The sequence below is a fragment of the Paenibacillus sp. 01T431 genome (assembly GCF_056398625.1).
This window is the reverse complement of record NZ_JBFTPT010000013.1, coordinates 20,023-38,544: the sequence shown is the minus strand read 5'-3', so window position 1 is coordinate 38,544 and position 18,522 is coordinate 20,023. Positions and strand designations below refer to the sequence as shown.

Annotated in this window: 17 protein-coding genes and 1 riboswitch; of the genes, 2 read left to right on the top strand and 15 right to left on the bottom strand. The window is 38.9% G+C overall.

Translation table 11 applies throughout. From position 1 onward, the window contains the following. Nucleotides 1–147 precede the first annotated feature (147 nt). A complete protein-coding gene (locus tag AC1DM9_RS22705; RefSeq protein WP_441878929.1) occupies nucleotides 148–924 on the bottom strand; it encodes a phytanoyl-CoA dioxygenase family protein in 777 nt (258 codons plus the stop codon). 125 nt (nucleotides 925–1,049) lie between these two features. On the opposite strand from AC1DM9_RS22705, the gene AC1DM9_RS22700 reads away from it, so the two are divergent. After that, entirely contained in the window at nucleotides 1,050–1,937 is an 888-nt protein-coding gene (locus AC1DM9_RS22700; RefSeq protein ID WP_441878931.1) for a helix-turn-helix domain-containing protein, read from the top strand. A 20-nt stretch (nucleotides 1,938–1,957) separates the two neighbouring features. Here AC1DM9_RS22700 and AC1DM9_RS22695 read toward each other — a convergent pair whose 3' ends face one another. From AC1DM9_RS22695 to AC1DM9_RS22665, 7 genes are all read right to left on the bottom strand, one after another. After that, nucleotides 1,958–2,722 (bottom strand): metallophosphoesterase, encoded by a 765-nt coding sequence (locus AC1DM9_RS22695; protein ID WP_477511030.1) that lies wholly within the window; start codon nucleotides 2,720–2,722, stop codon nucleotides 1,958–1,960. Nucleotides 2,723–2,831: 109 nt separating this feature from the next. Then, on the bottom strand, nucleotides 2,832–4,637 hold the full coding sequence (locus AC1DM9_RS22690; RefSeq protein WP_477511031.1) for an ABC transporter ATP-binding protein: 1,806 nt from the start codon (nucleotides 4,635–4,637) through the stop codon (nucleotides 2,832–2,834). A gap of 20 nt (nucleotides 4,638–4,657) precedes the next feature. Beyond that, nucleotides 4,658–5,116, bottom strand: a complete 459-nt coding sequence (locus AC1DM9_RS22685; protein WP_477582362.1) for a lasso peptide biosynthesis B2 protein — start codon at nucleotides 5,114–5,116, stop codon at nucleotides 4,658–4,660. 15 nt (nucleotides 5,117–5,131) lie between these two features. Continuing rightward, nucleotides 5,132–5,440 (bottom strand): lasso peptide biosynthesis PqqD family chaperone, encoded by a 309-nt coding sequence (locus AC1DM9_RS22680; RefSeq protein WP_477511033.1) that lies wholly within the window; start codon nucleotides 5,438–5,440, stop codon nucleotides 5,132–5,134. 3 nt (nucleotides 5,441–5,443) lie between these two features. Beyond that, nucleotides 5,444–6,376, bottom strand: a complete 933-nt coding sequence (locus AC1DM9_RS22675) for an aldolase (RefSeq protein WP_477528720.1) — start codon at nucleotides 6,374–6,376, stop codon at nucleotides 5,444–5,446. A gap of 84 nt (nucleotides 6,377–6,460) precedes the next feature. Continuing rightward, complete coding sequence (locus AC1DM9_RS22670) at nucleotides 6,461–6,604, bottom strand: paeninodin family lasso peptide (protein WP_477511035.1); 144 nt, start codon at nucleotides 6,602–6,604, stop codon at nucleotides 6,461–6,463. Nucleotides 6,605–6,618: 14 nt separating this feature from the next. Next, complete coding sequence (locus AC1DM9_RS22665) at nucleotides 6,619–8,559, bottom strand: lasso peptide isopeptide bond-forming cyclase (RefSeq protein ID WP_477511036.1); 1,941 nt, start codon at nucleotides 8,557–8,559, stop codon at nucleotides 6,619–6,621. A gap of 405 nt (nucleotides 8,560–8,964) precedes the next feature. On the opposite strand from AC1DM9_RS22665, the gene AC1DM9_RS22660 reads away from it, so the two are divergent. Next, a complete protein-coding gene (locus AC1DM9_RS22660) occupies nucleotides 8,965–9,297 on the top strand; it encodes a helix-turn-helix domain-containing protein (protein WP_477511037.1) in 333 nt (110 codons plus the stop codon). Nucleotides 9,298–9,311: 14 nt separating this feature from the next. Here the strand turns inward: AC1DM9_RS22660 and AC1DM9_RS22655 are convergent, their stop codons facing one another. The 7 genes from AC1DM9_RS22655 to AC1DM9_RS22625 form a co-directional block, all read right to left on the bottom strand. Next, nucleotides 9,312–9,473, bottom strand: coding sequence for an anti-repressor SinI family protein (locus AC1DM9_RS22655; protein ID WP_144376746.1), 162 nt, complete (start codon nucleotides 9,471–9,473; stop codon nucleotides 9,312–9,314). Between the two features lie 16 nt (nucleotides 9,474–9,489). Continuing rightward, a riboswitch (cyclic di-GMP riboswitch) is annotated at nucleotides 9,490–9,573 on the bottom strand. A gap of 193 nt (nucleotides 9,574–9,766) precedes the next feature. Beyond that, a complete protein-coding gene (gene galE / locus AC1DM9_RS22650; protein ID WP_477511038.1) occupies nucleotides 9,767–10,816 on the bottom strand; it encodes a UDP-glucose 4-epimerase GalE in 1,050 nt (349 codons plus the stop codon). A gap of 123 nt (nucleotides 10,817–10,939) precedes the next feature. Next, a complete protein-coding gene (locus tag AC1DM9_RS22645) occupies nucleotides 10,940–13,249 on the bottom strand; it encodes a right-handed parallel beta-helix repeat-containing protein (RefSeq protein WP_477582358.1) in 2,310 nt (769 codons plus the stop codon). A 49-nt stretch (nucleotides 13,250–13,298) separates the two neighbouring features. After that, on the bottom strand, nucleotides 13,299–14,879 hold the full coding sequence (locus tag AC1DM9_RS22640; protein ID WP_477511040.1) for a lipopolysaccharide biosynthesis protein: 1,581 nt from the start codon (nucleotides 14,877–14,879) through the stop codon (nucleotides 13,299–13,301). A gap of 53 nt (nucleotides 14,880–14,932) precedes the next feature. Then, nucleotides 14,933–16,111 (bottom strand): glycoside hydrolase family 88 protein, encoded by a 1,179-nt coding sequence (locus AC1DM9_RS22635; RefSeq protein ID WP_477511041.1) that lies wholly within the window; start codon nucleotides 16,109–16,111, stop codon nucleotides 14,933–14,935. Between the two features lie 23 nt (nucleotides 16,112–16,134). Then, nucleotides 16,135–17,316 (bottom strand): glycosyltransferase, encoded by a 1,182-nt coding sequence (locus AC1DM9_RS22630; protein WP_477582355.1) that lies wholly within the window; start codon nucleotides 17,314–17,316, stop codon nucleotides 16,135–16,137. Nucleotides 17,317–17,327: 11 nt separating this feature from the next. Continuing rightward, nucleotides 17,328–18,521 carry a glycosyltransferase gene (locus AC1DM9_RS22625; RefSeq protein ID WP_477511043.1) on the bottom strand — a complete coding sequence of 398 codons (1,194 nt, stop codon included), beginning with the start codon at nucleotides 18,519–18,521 and terminating at the stop codon, nucleotides 17,328–17,330. Nucleotide 18,522 lies beyond the last annotated feature (1 nt).

The window sequence follows — 18,522 nt, the reverse complement described above, 5'->3', positions numbered from 1 at the left end:
AGAAATATTCGTTTAGCTTTTTGAAGTTTCGATACTATAAATATGTAGAGCTCTTTCAAGTATTACTTCGCACAAAAAAGAGACGTATAACAACCTTTTGCATCCGGTTGTATACGTCTCTTAGTGGCGTAACTTCAGTATAATTAGTTACTCCGTAATTTCAAATTTTGGTTTAACATTGTTGAAATCAAGATTTTCTCCACTAACCATAAGGCCCATGCCCCAATCAAAATGAGTATTTACAGAAGGCTTGTCGGCTGCATCACGATATTGGAACAAAACGTTTCTTCTCGTTCTGTCACTGCGGTTAACATCCGATCCATGAATCGTCAAATAGTTGAAGAACAGCACATCCCCTGCTTTCGCCGGGCAAAGCGTTCCAGATGAAATTGGATATTCCTTATGGTTGAGATAATGTCTTCCCACATGATTCAGCGGTCCTTCCAAATGAGAACCTGGGATAACCGCTAAGCAGCCATTTTCTGAATCGGCATCATCAAGATGAACGCTTGCAGCAAGCATCGAATGGTCGTTATGAGGGAAATATGGATAATCTTGATGCATAGGAAATGCTGCTCCATTCGCAGGCGGCTTCACAAGCATTTTGGAGTGATGAAGCTGTACATTGGGACCGATGATTCCATTCAGTACGGATACCATATTCGGATGAATGACTGCCTTAGTAAAGGAGGCATCATGATAATGCACATCATGGAAGCCTTTCAGAACGAGCTTCTTAAGCTGCTCTGGCGGGAGGAAATCTCCTTGCCATGCGTGGTTATGATCTGCCTGAGCAAGCGCCGCTCGTTGAATAACCCGCTCAACAGCCGCTCTCATCTCTACTACTTCTTCATTGTTAAACACGCCTCTAACAAGCAAGTAACCATTTTCTTTATAAAATTGCACATCTTCATTAGTGATCATGTTCATTCCCCTTATCGTATAATTAATGTGAATATGGTTTAATTATAGATAGGATATAGTGCAATCGTATTTACCTGTTAACGACATAATTTTGCATTATTACGCCATAGGAGCTGATCGTTCATATGTACGTTTGGTCAAAAAGCGAGGAACGCTTAAATAGATATGCAAGATTGCTGCAAGGTGAGAGCTTGACCATCCATGTTTATTATTGGGGAGCGGTACCAAAGCTTGTTGCAAATGCTGTTCATAAGCATTCTTTTTTTGAGGTTTGTTACGTGGCTGGAGGTACCGGTATTTATGAGGAAGGCGGAACGGCTTATCCTCTGCATGAAGGCGTGCTTTTTTGCTCGCGGCCAAATATCCGTCATCAAATAAGAGATGTAGATCAATTGGATTTATTATATGTTGCCTACGAGCTCGATGAGAAGCTTTCTAAGCCGGATGAATTCGAATATTACAATCAGTCTTTAAACAGCGGCACGATTTGGATTGAAAACCAGCAGCATTCTCCAACAGCTCAAATTTGGAAATCGCTGCTCATTCCAAGCGAAGAAATGTTCGCTGTGCCAATCGCCTTGCTGAATCAGCTGGCACATGCCTTGATCCTAACGTTTCCTACAATTGTAGGTGGGAGGAACAAAAATACAGAAATCATTTTGCCCGCATCCAATGCAGCTATCCTCATTAGCCGCGCAAAGCTGTACATACGCGATAATTTAGGCGCTAATTTGAGCTTATCGGAGGTTGCCCGCTACATTAATGTGTCGGAGCGCCATCTATCTAGGCTTTTTTCTCAAAGCGTTCATGAATCGTTCTCCATGCTTGTTAGACATGAGCGAGTCCGCGTGGCGGAGCAGCTGCTATCACAAACAGCAACGCCGATTAAAACCATCGCTGAGCGCTGCGGCTTCTCATCCGTACATTATTTCTCCCGAACGTTTGCCGAAGCAAAAGGCATTCCTCCAGCTGCCTTTCGCGAGGCAAGCCGCAGAAATACCGATGATGACTAGATGCATCTCTGATTCATTGATTATAGGTCATGAATCGTAATCTCGCTTCTGACCATAAACCTTGCGTTAACGCCTGCTTGACCGATGCCTTTGGAAATGTAAAAGGAGCCATCCTTATTGTGATGAAGGCCTTTGTAGATCCCTTTCACGGACAACGGGCCCTTTGGCTTTAATGCAAAAAAGAACGGCACGTTCAGCTGCTTCCCATGCAGATGACCGGCCATTAAATATTGAAAAGGGCGATTAATTTTTAGAACGACATTAGGATCATGCGTCATAATGACGACAGGCTTGCTATCATCCATACCTCTAAATGAAGGTAAGATTCGGCTATGATGAGAGCAGTCATCGTCGATTCCGACAAGCTGAAAATCATCGAGCATGACATTCTCGTTACGCAGCACCTTAATCCCATAAACGCCAAATAGATCGAGCAATTTCTTTAAACGCGGAAGCTCATAATCATGGTTTCCGAGCACTGCATAGACAGGTATTCCGCTGTCTGCTATAGCTTTAAAGTAATAGCCTACCCGCGTCAAATAGTGTTCTTTATACGTATAATCGCCGGTCAGAAAAATGTAGTCAGGCTGCACGGAGGCAATGACATGCTGAATTCGCTTTGCGCTTATGCGCAGCCTGTCTACATGCAAATCGCTTATTTGCAATATGCGTTTGTTAATGCCAATGGGATGTGTAATTTTTTCGATTTTCAACCACTGGGTTGGGAGGATAAAGAGCAGGTACAAGAGAAGCACGGTTATTCCGAGCGTTAGTATAATAGCCAAATGTGTCCTCCTAATCATTGAAACCAATTCTGAGTTAATCTATCCAAAGGAGTAAATGCCTGTCCCTGTCATGAACTTTACTACTCTAATTAGTATAGTAAAGTTACGACTATAAAGCTACTTGCAGCTGGTTGCCTAACAAACGGCTGAACAGTCCTTTTTTATCCTCAGCGAGCATGATAAAATGGCCCGTTTGCACGATTTTCCCATTTTCCAACACGATAACCTGATCTGCATTCCGAATGGTCGATAAGCGATGAGCAACGACGATAACGGTCATTTTTCCCTTAAGCCGCTCTATGGCTTCTTGAATTTTTGTCTCGTTCAAGCTGTCTAGTGCACTTGTAGCCTCATCCAAAATAAGGATAGATGGCTTTCTTAATATTGCTCTAGCCAAAACGAGTCTCTGACGCTCCCCGCCTGATAAACGTATTCCACGATCACCAATAATCGTATCGATGCCATCCGGAAGCTTGCGAACAAATTCAGCCGCAGAAGAGAACTCCATCGCTTCCCATATTTGATCTTCCGTCGCATTCGGATCGATTAATATTAAGTTATCTCTAATCGTCCCATGGAACAGAAACGGCTCCTGCGGGACATAACTGATTGATCTTCTTAACGACAACAGATCCTCATCTGTAAGCGTCTTGCCGTCAATGAGCACATGACCAAGTTCTGGCTTCATAAGTCCCATCATTAGATCAATTAATGTGCTTTTTCCCGCGCCTGACTGTCCAACAATGGCGGTCATGCCATTAGCAGGGATGCTCAGATTAATAGCTTCCAGCGTATACTCCGGCTGCTCCTCGTCATACCGAAAATAGACATGGCGGCATTCGAGCTGGTGTTGGAGTGTCAGAGGTAAAATATGCTCTCCGCCTAAACTACCTACATCCTCTAATTCTCTGGCCTTTATGCACTCCTCTTGCAGTTCCATCAAAACTTGAAAAGCAGGCAAAGAGGAAGCAATCTGTTCCATGCTGGCTTGAATACCAGTAAAACGTGGCCATAAACGTGAGAAGATGACCAAGATGAGTACTAAATATCCGCCTTGGCTCTGAAACAGCATCACTGAAATGAAAACAAAAAAAGCAATCATTATAGCTGAAAACAGCTTGTAAAAGAGCTGCGAATTACTTCGCACCTTTGAATTTTCATACCGTTCCCGTGAGATATCACTCGACCAATTTAACAACCAACGATATCGAGATGATTCAAGCAGGTTACTTTTAATATCTTTCATCCCATTAAAATGATCCGTAATACCGGCTAAATAACTTTGAGCCAGCTCAATCGTCGTGCTCCCAATCATTCTTGATTGCTTAATAAATCTTCTGGAGAGAAATGCTATAACAAGCCCACAACATAAAACGAATAAAGTCATTTTTATGGATATGAACAAGGCAATTCCAATTTGAATAACCGTAAAGGCTATAGATGTTATCATCTGCAAAAATAGAAAAGCACCATTCGTCACACGTGAAAGTTCACCAGTAAGAGAATTAATAAGGTCTGTTTTCCTTTTTCTTATAAAAAATCCCCAATTCGCTTGCAACAGCGCTAGATAAAGCTCTAAACGTATTTGATTAACAAAACCAGTGTGTATTCTTATTTCTCTTAAGCTTAAATTACGACCAATTACTGCTTGAAGAGCGACAATCAAAATATATATCGTTAAAATAATAAATAAGGCCCTTTCTTTGGGAAGCTCCTGTAACGAAGCTAATAAAGATAAACCTGGTAATGATGCAAGTGGAATGTTCACTATTCCAATCACACTAAGTAAAGGGGCTAGCAACAGCATGCTCGCGCCATCAAGAAGTCCAACAAGCATCATGCCTATGAGATTCAAGTATAGAATCTTGCCTCCGTATGCATGCAGCTTTTTGGAAAAATACATTAGATGATTCATCGCTTCATCACTTTCCGTCTTTAGGAATAGGTTACATTAGCAAACATACCGGTGACCGTAAATCGATGCATTTCTTCTGAACCTGTAATATAAAGGGCTCCGCTTCGCAGCCAGGCATGAGCAATCAACTTGCCGGCTTCATCTTTTGTTGTACCTAAATAAAGTGTACTGCTTATTTTACGTCTCTCCAGCATTTGCATGCCAGCTATTGCTCGAGCTAAACATTTACTATCCCAAGGCGTATTTCTGCTTGCAACTTGAAGAACATAACGGATTTGCACTAATGTTTTTCTATGCTCTGCTTCAGCATCACTCTCCGTTTCTTTCATGTATTGCCCAAGAGTAGGAGCGATTTTAGAAAACGGCTGATTTAGAATCCGTATACGAGCGTATCCTAGTAATAATGTTGCCTCTATTAATAGAAATAGTGTTTTGAAATCCAATGAAAACAATGCTTTTAATTTCATCAACTTCCCCATGACATCACCATATATTTAATCTTTTATATAAACGAGTCGTTCTTCAAGTAGATGAGACAAAAAAGAAAGCACTTGCTCTTCACACACTTCTCTAGCAACATCAAATTCTTGAAGTAAAGCTTCAACTACTTCTGATACCGTTGCAGGCTGTTTAATCAGATTCCATATTTGGCTGCCCATTACACCCAAATTATAATATTTACCATTCTCAATACTCAAAATCACCTTTTCTCCGCCCATATCACTTACAATATTGTTGCTATCTTGCATAATCAGCTGCTGTAACTCTAATGTTTGAATCGTAATTGCTTGGCTCTTTGTCATCTTCTAATCCCCCGTAGATATGGTTTGTAAAACGAGTTCGACAAGCTCAGGAGCGGTAAACCTTGCGATAGGTCTTTGCACCTGATAAATAGGCAATTCCTCAGCGAGTAAGGCAGATTTAGTGAAATGCCACCGCGTTAGTCCTAGCTTTTGCACTAAAAATTGTCGATATGTATGTTGAAATAAGAGGTCTAGGCGAGCAAGTTTATGAACAGGAACAATTGACACCTGATCTGATTCCGTTATTACAAGCTCGAATATCCCTCCAAGCGGCAATACATTAGAACAAAAGTCTGCCTCGATTGGAAGACAAAATTTATTCTCTCTTCCATAAATAGATCGAAGTTCTTCGTTGTTTACACCAAATGCGTCTAAGCTTTGCTGCCATAGCTTTTGCTGCGGGTAAGCTGGGATAACTAATGGCATTTGATCTAAGGAATCCCGTGTCACAGCAATAATATCATCACTCAAGAGCGAATAACCCCGTCTAATAAAAGCTGAAGCTAAAGTCGATTTCCCAGCACCGGAATGACCAACGAATGCATAAGCTTTACCATTGATGGCAATTGCACTTCCATGCAACGGGTACATGCTGCGTTGAAATAGCAGTGCACCAATACAGGTACCGAGAACATAAATTCTAATCAGATCATCATCTGCACCTTTATTAGGTGATATGATGATCTGATTACCATTTTGGATCCGAAAAACTCCCGCGTCCGGCATATTTACTGTTACAACGTTTTTCTCAACAACAAAATCATAAGGCTCCAGTTCAATCATTTCTGTAAAAGAGCTATCGATTAGAATTGTTATGTCTATTGGCTTACGGTCTCCTAAAATAGGAGTCAATTCCGGCAATGGAATTTCGCTCTCGATCGTTAGTCCAAACGCACTATACACCTTTTTCGTTCCCGTCAGCTGCAAGGTCCTCACTCCATCAATTTCCTTAGTAATAATTAGAAGGTCCTTATACTACTTAAGTATAAGGACCTTCTTCTTCATAACACACATAATTCCTTAGCTAGTAAAACGTGGGTTTTCAGACCATTTACCTGGTATATAAGCCTCATCAGTAAGTGGACCGTTTTTAGTAGAAGCCGCAGTCATATGTACATGAAGGACCTCTAATTCAGGTTTATTCCATTGTTTTTTCGTTTGCATTTTGTCACCTCCCTTCAATTCAATTTTATAAGAAAGCGATAAACGATTAGGCTGCGCATCAATAATCTGTAATTCGGATCAAGCGCAAGCTTAGATTGAGCACCTTGCTCAATTTGTGCTAGCGCTGATTGGATCACATTGCAATCAACAAATTGCATGAATTCTCGATCTTGGCTCATTTTTCTCAGCTCATCTGTGAATGCTTGCCATTTGGGACGCATACGATGAACCCAATCCGCTCCCTGCACTCCTCTTGTGCGCTGATTCAACCTTACACTGTCGGGCAATAAATTATGAGTTGCACGTCTTATCAGGGCTCGATCCATTCCATTCTGAACGTACTGATCCTCTGGTAGTGACAAGCAAAAACGAATGACTCGTATATCATTAGTGGGGTCTCGCTTCCATAATGAGTGTCTTAATGAAAGTTTTGTCGAAAGCGTATTGCCTGCATTCCAATGATAGACTTCATCAAAATGGCTTCTTCTTTCATCGTACACATTTTTGGCTGCAAACCATCCAGAAGCATCAATTCCATATTCACTAAGCCGATTAAATACATCGGTCCTTTTGGCGAAATCGGGATGAATAATCATAGGATAATGATAATTTTCTCCAATGGGGCGCAATTGATCTATAAAGGGGAAAGCAGTACGGCTTACATTTGAAAATACATGAGCACGACCAGAACCGATATTCAGACTATACTGACGCATTTCTCGAAGCAGCTTGATCCATCTCATTTTTTTCAACAATGTGGCGTAATAAGGAATGGCATCTCCCCACGAGATTGACAAATTGCCTCTGCCACCATTAAGCAGCACACCAACTCCTTGCTCCTCTGCTTTCTCAAACATTCCTTTCATCCAGAAAGAATTCTCGAAAAACTTATAAGGCATTTCCATAATATTTAGAAACCCGTCGATTTCGGAGTAAGAATCTCTCCCTTGAAAATCTAGGTAGTGCTCTTCAATACCTCCCACATGCCCAACAGTCGATTCAATAAGTGGTCTTTCATTAGTCAGCATTGATTTGGGTGTATAATCAACAAAGTCGCTTGTAGGTACGTAGCTGAACGTGTGCAGACTTTTATTTTGCGGTCGCAATGCCTTTGAAGCAAAGCCAACAATAGAGCCTGAATCCAAACCGCCGCTAAGCTGTGCTCCGACATTACGATGTGTCCGCAGCCTTGAAGTAACAGCTTGTTGAAACACATCCTGAAATGCCTCAACATACTCATCATTTGATTTAAAGCGTACGACTTCATCTGGTCTCAGTTGGTGATATCTTGCAAGAGTAATTCGTCCTGCAGTTATCGTTATCGTATGAGATGGAGGGAGCTGCTCAATATTCCGATAAGCCGTCTTGGATGCATCCGCAACGTCAACCATGCCAGAAATAGCCAGAAACTCAGCAAGCCATTGTTCATTTAACAATCTCTCCTTACCCAGCAATGTAAGTAAGGGTTCAATTGTTGTACAAAAGGCAACACGCTCATTATTTCGATGATAATAGAGCGTGCGACCTCCGGAGAAGTCTCTAGCACCAAACAGCTTTTGTCTTCTACAATCCCAGATTAGGAAGGCGTAATCACCAGCTAAATAAATAGGTGTTCTATCCCCCCATTTATCATAAGCTAATAAAATTAGCTCGCTATCCGTCATATTTCTTCTTAATTGCTGCTCTACTCCGAGTCGGTTGAATAATTCTATGCGGTTATCAATAATTGCATCTGCAGTTATAACAAGCCCTCGTTCATCATCCAAAAAAGGATTACGTTCATTGATCGACTCAGGTGTAATCCATTGATTATGACAACCTAAAAATATATTATCGTCATGCCAAGCTTGAGCTGTATTACATGGAAACTGAGAAAGTGCCTCCATTAAAGCATCGCCCTGCTGCCATGCCAAACTTTCCTTGCCGGTATGAAAAACTCCTGCGATGGCGCTCATCGTGGCCTCCGGGTGGTCATCGAATTTGTTTTATTAACGTACTTGTTTCAAAAATTAGGCATTTGTTTTTAGTTCTTTATAAAGAACATATTTGAATATTACACCTGAAATAAACCTTTGTCAATGACTTTTCTACGATAAACTGCAAAAAATTCATAGTTTTTGTTCTTTATTAAAAACAAAATGTCGATTAGTTTTTCGCCTGAGTATTTTACAATAAAAACATTTTTTTCAACTCTACATAGTACTCTTATAAATAAAAAAATAACCACTCATTATTAAAATAAGTGGTTTTAATGTTTGAATAAAAAAATAAGTGCGTTATAGCTAACAACCTTTCGTAATTAAGAATAATTCGTTATAATAGAAATAGTCTACAACGATGTGATAACGGAGGAATTTGTTATGATTGGAGAACGCATTCAACTGCTGCGCAAGAGAAATGGCCTATCCCTTACAGAGTTATCCCAACGGGCGGGCGTCGCTAAATCTTATTTAAGCTCCATTGAACGAGGGCTCCAGCAAAATCCTTCGATTCAATTCCTCGAAAAGGTAGGCGCCGTATTGAATGTGACGGTTGAAGATTTTTTAAATACCGATGAAAAAAATGATCGCAAACCCGACAATTTAGACAACGAGTGGGCTGATTTAGTAAGAGAAGCTATGGCTTCCGGTGTGAGCAAAGATCAATTTAAAGAGTTTTTAGAATTTAATAAATGGAAAATTAAGCGCGAATAGCGCTTTTTCCACTTTTATACAGCCGTTACTTGCACATCATTATCCTTACTTTCTTCAAGACAAAGCAATACTTTCCTTACTTCGTCCTTGCTGAATCCCAAAGAACGTGCTTTCATGATTAATGTTACCCATTCCATATCCAATTCCTGAATATCTTCTGCTTTAGCTAGTACCATCTTCCCATGTCCCCCATTCATTTCAGGACGGTTGCACCACTGACTCCATGCGTTTAAGGTGCCCAGATACTAAACGCATTTCAACGTCTCCCATGCTTGTCATTCGTTTATAGATGTATTATAAATCACCACAAGTGCGCATACTGTCGCTTCATGTCTCACAAAAATGATAGATAATTACATTTTTTGTCGAATTTATTTAAGTAATGTTAAACGGAACGAGAAATAGGTAAGAGCTATCAACAGACATAGAAAACAGACCTAATTGTATTTAATTATTACTCAGCTTTTAATTATGATGTTAATTCTTTAATGGAATCTCTAGTGGTCTCTTCCTCATAACCATTTGGATTCAAATATTGCCAGCGCCATGAGTCAGCGCACATCTCCTCTATCCCAAGTGTCGCAACCCAATTCAACTCCGCGTTTGCAAGCATCGTATTTGCATAACAAATGGCAATATCTCCTGGTCTACGATCTGTAAATGAATATGGAATACTTCGTCCCGATACCTTCTCGAATGCATTAATCATCTCTAATACACTATACCCGCGCCCAGTTCCGAGATTAAATATATCCACACCTGATTTGTTCATGATTTTTTCCAGTGCACATAGATGTCCTCTCGCAAGATCCACGACATGAATATAATCCCTTACGCCTGTGCCGTCTATGGTTGGATAGTCATCTCCAAAAATATTAACTTTTTTAAGCCTGCCTACAGCTACCTGAGATATGTATGGCATAAGGTTATTTGGAATACCATTAGGATTCTCGCCAATTCTTCCACTTTTATGTGCACCAATTGGGTTAAAGTATCGTAAAATTGAAATCCCCCATTGCTCGTTAGACTCCGCTAAATCCTGTAAAATTTGTTCTAGCATGAGCTTTGTTCTTCCGTAAGGATTCGTTGCTCCAAGCGAAGAACTTTCTTCAATCGGCACATGTTCCGGTCGACCATATACCGTTGCAGAGGAGCTGAATACAAGCTTATGAACACCATACTTCTTCATAACCTCACACAGGATTAAGGTGCTAGTAATATTAGTGTGATAATAAGACAGTGGCAATTGCACAGATTCACCTACTGCCTTCAATCCTGCAAAGTGAATTACTGCATCAATTGTATGTCTGGTGAAAACACCTTCAAGTCCGATTTGATCCATTAGATCCATTTGATAAAATGTAAAGGCTTTGTTTGTAATTTCTGCAACTCTGTTTAATGAGATGTAGCTGCTATTTGACAAATTATCAACAATAACTACCTCATACCCTGCTTCAAGAAGTTCCACACATGTATGACTTCCAATATAACCTGCTCCACCCGTAATTAAGATAGCCATTTCATTGACCCCTCTCAGCCTTCATTATAAGAAACGTATTTATTCTTTATTAAGAACACTATATGGAATAAAATCCCTGCATCTTGAAAAACTACAGGGATATATTTTCTTCTTTCACTTACGCTATACAGTACTTCCCAAATCCGAGATATCATCTAGCCAGATATATGGCGCAGTACCTGTCACGGTTACTCCTCTAAATACAGATTTCGTAATAATTGCAGATTTATTTTGTCTCAACCAATTAAAGTTGATTTTACTATTATCAAAAAATGAATGAGAAATGACTGCTTTTTTGTTATTATCTGCTTTTCCAACTACAGCATTAATAAAAGTAGTTCCTGTTACAAGCGAATTTCCATCCATGACGAGTCCAAGATTTTGAAACAATCCATTTCTTAGTGTATTCTGTCTCATATATTTAGTATCACTTGAACCTAGCTGAATATCAGTACTACCTAAAAGAGGAGTCTTTGCACGAATAAATTCACTATTGCTGATATGGCAACCCTCAAACCTTGCAGAGCCTTCAATAAGAGTTAAGCCCTCTACAACTATTGGACGTCCTGCATAATCTTGCGGAACTAATATAGATACATCATAATTTTTCACTGTTACATCCTTGATAACAGCTCCGGCTGCTAATAAATTAAAGTTCGGAGTTAACGAATTATCAGAACGCCAATCTCGTTCAACGGTTATATTGGTTAGATAACATCTGCCATAATTATATCTACCCAAGTTAAATCCCGTAACACCCGCATCCTTAATAATGACTGGCACACCACCTTGCGATTCAGATACCTGAAACCCTAGTGAAGTAACATTTACGGTATAATACAGCTTATCTGTACTTATGCCTGTCGGAATCTTACCGGACCATTGCTCAAACGATACTTGTGCTCCGTTACCCATAAGATGAGGTGATTTAAATGTGAATGTGCCTGTAGCAACATCAACAGCAGGTGATCCAAAATAACCATACACGCTTGAACCATATACTAAGCCGTTTTTAACCTGACAATTTTGAACAACTGCTCCCCTTACATCCAGCAGTCTTAAATTTCCGTTTCGAATAACAGCTCCGTTAACAAAGTTATCTCCCTGTACCCATAACTCACACCCATCAAATGAATTATTAATGTATTTGACATTTGCGAAATTCGGATTTGAGCTAACACCTCCAATATTAACGCCTTCAAAGGTATTTCCCTCTATCAAGAGATTTGTACCATCGGCATTAACTAGATGTCCACGTGCATTATTATAAATATAATTATCTTGTATAAATATGCGATAATTAAGCTCAAACCCATTAGGACGATCTGCTGTTTTATACGGAATATTGGTTTCACTGTACATTGATTCGATATCGATTCCGAACATGGGCGGTGTACCGTTTCTAAAATTAGTTGTTACACCATCGTCATCATAGCCAATATGATGAATCTTATTTCTGTAAATATGAGTATCATTTGAAGCACAGATAGAAATTCCTTGTCTTCTGCAATGATGGATATGACAGTCATGAATAAGAACATTTTGACCCATCTGTTCCTGCGTATATAAGGTAGGATCAAGCTGATATTTCTCATAACCCGTTAAAATTCCATCGCCGGTACAATTTGAAATCTCCATATTGCTTATTTCTATATTATTGGATCCAAACGATCCGATCCCGTACCCGCTTTCATGCGTATAAAATGAATTATCAACCTTAGCCCGAATATCCGCAATTTGACTATCTGTTAGAGGAGCTGTAATGGGTATCGCAAAAATCATTTTATTATTTTTACTTAAATCCTTATCCTCATTAAGAAACCAGCCTCTTCCTCCTGAGCTGGCCGGTGCAAAAACACCGTTCGTTCGTGAGCCAGTAAGTGTTGTTTTAGATACGGTATCTTTATATTGATAGAATTGATAGCCTGTAGCATTTACACCCGCAATGCTCCATAGTCTAAAGCTTGCAAGAAGCCCGGGGTTTGCGTAACGGTCAATCACCTCGCTGCGAATCCAGTTGGGGTCATTGTTTAGCGTTCCGTCAGCGTTTATACCTCCCCTAACAAACTTCACAAAAATCTCATATACGTGGTTTTTCTTATCGCCTACTAGTTTACCACCTGATATCTTTGCATTATTAATTCCTCTCATTTCGACAATCGTATAACTTGGAGATGAATTCCCCTCCAGCATTATTACACAGCCTTGCTCAAGCTCTAAATGAATACCGCTCAACATGTTAATAGCTACGAGAGTACTTGGATCCATTCTTACAATATAATTTCCACTTGGTAGAATGACATGTACAAATCCTTGCGATTTAGCCCAACTAATAGCATCATTTATTCCTTTAGTAGTCTCAGCTGCATTTATGCCTAAGTTGCTAATAGCAAAACGGTCTAGTTCTATTCGGTAAGAGCCTTGTTGACTCATAGAACTCACCTTCCTTTTACACTATCTTATGTAGCTTATCCGTAAAAGGTTACTTATTTCCACCAGCTTCTATACCATGACGTCGCTTTTCTGCCCTTCTGAATATTGCACTTATGTTTGGTAGTTTGATTAATAGATTTTTAAAAATACCGAGTAAATATTTGAATTGCTCCGTTCTATGGAATACGATAATATAAATCCCATTTACTAGAATGAGGCAGATTATGCCTTTAAGCAGTAGCCATAGTACGTTGGATGTCGGAAGAAAATAATTGATTCCACCAACAATGATACATGCAACAATTCCAATAGCAGTGTAGAGCATGTAACTCATAAAATAGTGCACTACAGGCTGACGAAATACCTTACGATAAACAAGCAATGGCGTATACCAAAAAGGAACCGCTAATCCGCTAACTAATGTTCCAATGAATATACCGGCAATACCTAAATATTGTACAAGGATCAGTGATAAACCAAGATTGACCGCAGCCTGGAATAAAGGAGCAAATCGGTCCTCATGAAAAATACCGGCTGTCGTTTTCACTGCGCTTAAAGAGTTCCGCATGCCTCTTTCATAAAAGGATAGAACCAATATCAGCAGTACTACATTCGTCATTTTATACTCTTCGCCTATCCAAATGTCGATCAGCGGCTCAATTAATAAATATAAACCAATTGATAAGAGTGAATATAACCAAAAGTTAAGAAGATATGTAACCTTGAATATTCGATAAACAGCATCGGGACTTTCTTTCGCAACCAAATTACCCAAACTGTGATACATATTGGCAAATATCTGATTAAGGAATGTTCGACAAATATCAATAAGCATTTTGTAATTTGAATACAGACCTACCGCTGCGATACTGACAAAAGAAGAGATAAGAATACTGTCTACTCCAAAAATAAAGTAATTCCCGACATTTTGAAGAATGATCGCTTTCATATTTTTAATGAAATTGGCTTTCGTTTCGGGATCCAGCTTGCTCTTTACCTTTTCCTTTAAGTATGGATATAATTTATCTACAATTAAGACCAGAATAATGGATGTTATAATGGAAAGAGCGCTCTCTACTGCAAGATATAAAATATAGTTCTCCGTGTAGTATAAAATTGCTATTTTCATGCAGGTAGAGATAATCGCTGAAATTGAAAATACAGCTGTTACGATGTAGTTTTTCTGATTTACATTAAGAAAAGAGTGTTTGTAAACAAACAAATAGGGAGCAGCTGTATTGATAAGAAAAAGTATATATATCAAATTGAGGTTTTCAACACTCGTTTCTTTGATGAAGAGATCCAAGAAAGGCATAACCCCTAAACCGAGAACTAGTACTACTCCTGCTATGACCAGATATGCTTTTTTGTATAACTCCATTAAGGCTAATATTTTGGGCCTATCATTATCGGCAACAGGTTTATAGAGATTATATATAATACTTGAGCCGATTCCAGCCTCTGCCAATGTAAGCATGGCAAGAATACTAGTAAACAACCCATTAATCCCTAGGTATTCCATGCCTAAGCTGTTAATGAAAACCGTCCTGGATATAAAACTCAAAACCGTTATAATGAGCTGGTTACCTAGCCCGACTGAAATATTCAATAATGAACTTTTTACCCTCATGCGAAGCTCCTATCTGACAAATCCCATTGTTACTGTTCTCATTGCTCTTCAGTCTATATTACTCTCTTGTTATAATTTACAATTCGAATACAGAAACCTTGAGTAAAAGGCAAGATATTAAATAACATAGAGTACACTCCAATATCCTTTGTGTCCCCTTGTGAGAAATCAACTGCACCGTTTCTTCTTGTTACCTTCATTAAGTATTGGATTGCTCTCTCTGCTCCTGCTGAGCATTCTTCAGAAAGTTCTTCAATCTGAGATGCCTGAAGCAAAAACCAGCCTAATGTTGCTGTAGTAGATGAATCTGCTCTTGTTTCATTCCGTGTTACCGTCCAGTTCCAATTTCCTTCTGGCCTTTGAAAAACAAGAATGGCCCGCGCGAATTTTTTTACAAACCGTTCTAGTTTCGCCTTTGAATCATGTGCTTCCGGTAATTCACTCCAAGCATCACAAAGACCAATTGCTAGCCACCCTAGCCCGCGTCCCCAGCCAAATAAACCGAGTGGTAGTGCATTTCCCATGTGGTATGCATGACTTGGTATGAAATGATCGTCAAGCATACCGTACCTTTCATATTGCTCCAACTGCTTGACTGCTAACTGTACACATTCCTGTTTGTTGTACCTTATTCCATAGGTAACCAGAAACGGACAGATAAAACCTATCGTATCGACATATCGATAATTTTTCATAAATTTCCGATATTGAACCGTTCCATCTTCTCCGATATGTGACTGTATAAGCTCCCAAGTACTGTCAAAAGCCGGTTTGAATTTTTGGGTGTCTATACCTTCTAGCTTCATAACTCCGTAAGCAAGAATGGCAGAGTCGATGTAGGAAGGAAGTTCCCTCCATTGACCATTCTCGTCGAATTTTGTCTTAAGAAATTGTTTGATATTTGTTTCAAGCTCTTTATCTGTACCATTCTTCAAGCACTCGGATAATCCTAATAACAAAGATGCTTCCTGCCAATGCTGAATAACACTCTTAGAATAATTACCTTTCAGCATGTCGATTGCTACCAGTCTAACATTATCAGTTACTTTAATTTTTGGTGTATGATTAAGCCAATTAACGCCAATATGCGTAATGGATTGATTCCATTCTTGTTTATTTCTATATCTACCGATATGTATTCTGCTCAGCCAATCCCTGCTAATTGGCATAATATCAATAAATATTATAATACCGATTAGCCCCAATAAAATAACAGCTAGAATCTCTAGCATCTTATTCGCTCCTTCACAAACAATTATATCAACGCATATAGCTTTTCAATTTCCAGCTCTGTTCCGAAATTTTCCTTTGAAAGCTGGTTTGAGAAGAATTGTCTTAGACTTTCATTTTCTATCAGCTGCTGAATCCCTTCAGATAGCGATTCTGAATTCATGTCAACAATTAATCCATTTTGGTTATGTACAATTTGATCTTTTGCTGTACTGAAATTAGTAACAATAATTGGTTTATGCAAAATCTTTGCTTCGTCAATAGCTATGGATTTCCCCTCAAACCGTGATGGTTGAACGTAAATATCTGCCTCTTTGATATAAGGATATGGATTTTCTTTAATCCCTACTAAATGGAAGTGGTCAGTGAGCTGATGCATATCTATCAGTTGCTCCAACTTACCCCGTTCTTCCCCTTCCCCTATTACATACCAGTTTACGTTATACCCTTTAGCCACTAAAATCCTACATGCATCTATTGCCATTTCAAAACCTTTCTGGTAATTCAATCGTCCGATTGAAACTATAGAAATTCCTTTGTTCAGATTTAATTCGGTCATTTCCTCTGACATTTCATGAATCAGTGTAGGCGATACGATGTTATGAACGACTCTAATTTTTTCTATAAACTGTGGAAAGCGTTGTATCAATACTTCTCCACATCCTTCCGAGACCGTGATTAGATGATCTAATTGCTCAAAGTATGGGGCATCTAAAGACGGATCCATCCGCAGCTTGTCGTAATCATTATGAATAAATCCAATTTTTTTTGTTGCGTTTGCTTTCTCAATACTGAAATAAATAGGATCCTTCTCAAGAAAACCTATTGCAGCATCATACCTTTTATGGAGCACCGGCAGCGCTTTAGATAAATATTTCCAAACTCTTTGCTCAAGTTTTGCTGGATTCTTTTCTGTATAAAAAATGTATCCTGCTTTCAATCTTGCTAACGCTAACCCTATTTTTCCGTTCTTCAAACAATCTATGACTGCCAGTTTCATAGACATATCAAAATATCGGTACTGAACAGGCTCTTCTAACAATTTCACAGAGCTTGGAATCTTATTTAAAAATATTCCTTCGTGCTTGAACAAATAGAGATCCACATCAAATCTCGAATAATCGATTGTTTGTAATAACGAGAGAAGCGACTTCTCGGCACCGCCGCAATTTAAATTATTCATTACAAATAGAATTTTAATTTTCAAGGCATATCCACCTATTCGAGAATTTTATACAATTTATGAATTTCATCTTCCGTCCCTAAATGAAGACTCGATAAATATTTTGTCATCCTTGTACGAGTCTCTTGATCCTCTATCAACTTAGAAATCCCAACTGCTATGGCATCGACATCCAAATCAACGATTAATCCCTCAACGCCATCTTTAATTTGGTCCTTAGCTGTACTGAAATTAGTTATGACGATAGGTTTATTCAATATTTTCGCCTCATCGATTGCAATTGCTTTTCCTTCAAACCATGAGGTTTGTACATATATATCCGCCTGTTTAATATAAGGGTATGGGTTTACCTTCAGACCAAGCAGTTTAATATTTTTATCCAATCCTTCACTTGTAATAAGGGCGGATAGTTTTTCCCTTTCTTCACCTTCGCCGATTATATTCCACTGGAATTTATAACCCTTGTCCAATAGAATTCTGCAGGCTTTAATCGACAACTCAAATCCTTTCTGAGCATGCAAACGACCAATAGATAAAATAACTAGCTCATCACTCTTACGATCATAAACATCCTTCTCAACCAAATCAGCGAGCTGATTAATGATCTTCGGAGAGACAATATTATGAATAACTTCAATTTTTGAATGTTGATCGGGAAATCTTTGTTTTAAAATATGGCCGCATTCTTCAGAAACGGTTACAATATGATCCATCTTTGCGAAATACCCCTGATCAAAATAAGGATTCATCCCCAGCTTGTCGTAATCATTATGGACCCATCCTATCTTTTTGGCGGCATTAACCTTCTCCGCACAAAAATAAATAGAGGTTTTTTCTAAAAACCCAATAGCTACATCATATTTCTTCTCTACTAAATCAATGGAACGAGCAATATACTTCCATCCTTCTTGCTCGTTAATACTAACGCTTTTAGACATCCTACTTTTGTAACTGAACATGAATCGACTATAGGCCAGCTTTGCATTTCTCCTAACCAAAAACTGGGATACCGAAGGGAAAAGAGGCTTAATAAAACGATAATAACTTTCAGACATCGGCAGAATGTGAACATTCTCAGGCACTAAATCCATAAATATGCCTTTATGACTAAACAAAAATAAATCGACGTTATATTGATTGAAGTCAATTTGAGTAATTAAATTAATTAAGCTTCGTTCCGCACCACCAGCTGAAAGACTTGGAATGACAAACAATATATTTTTTTTCATA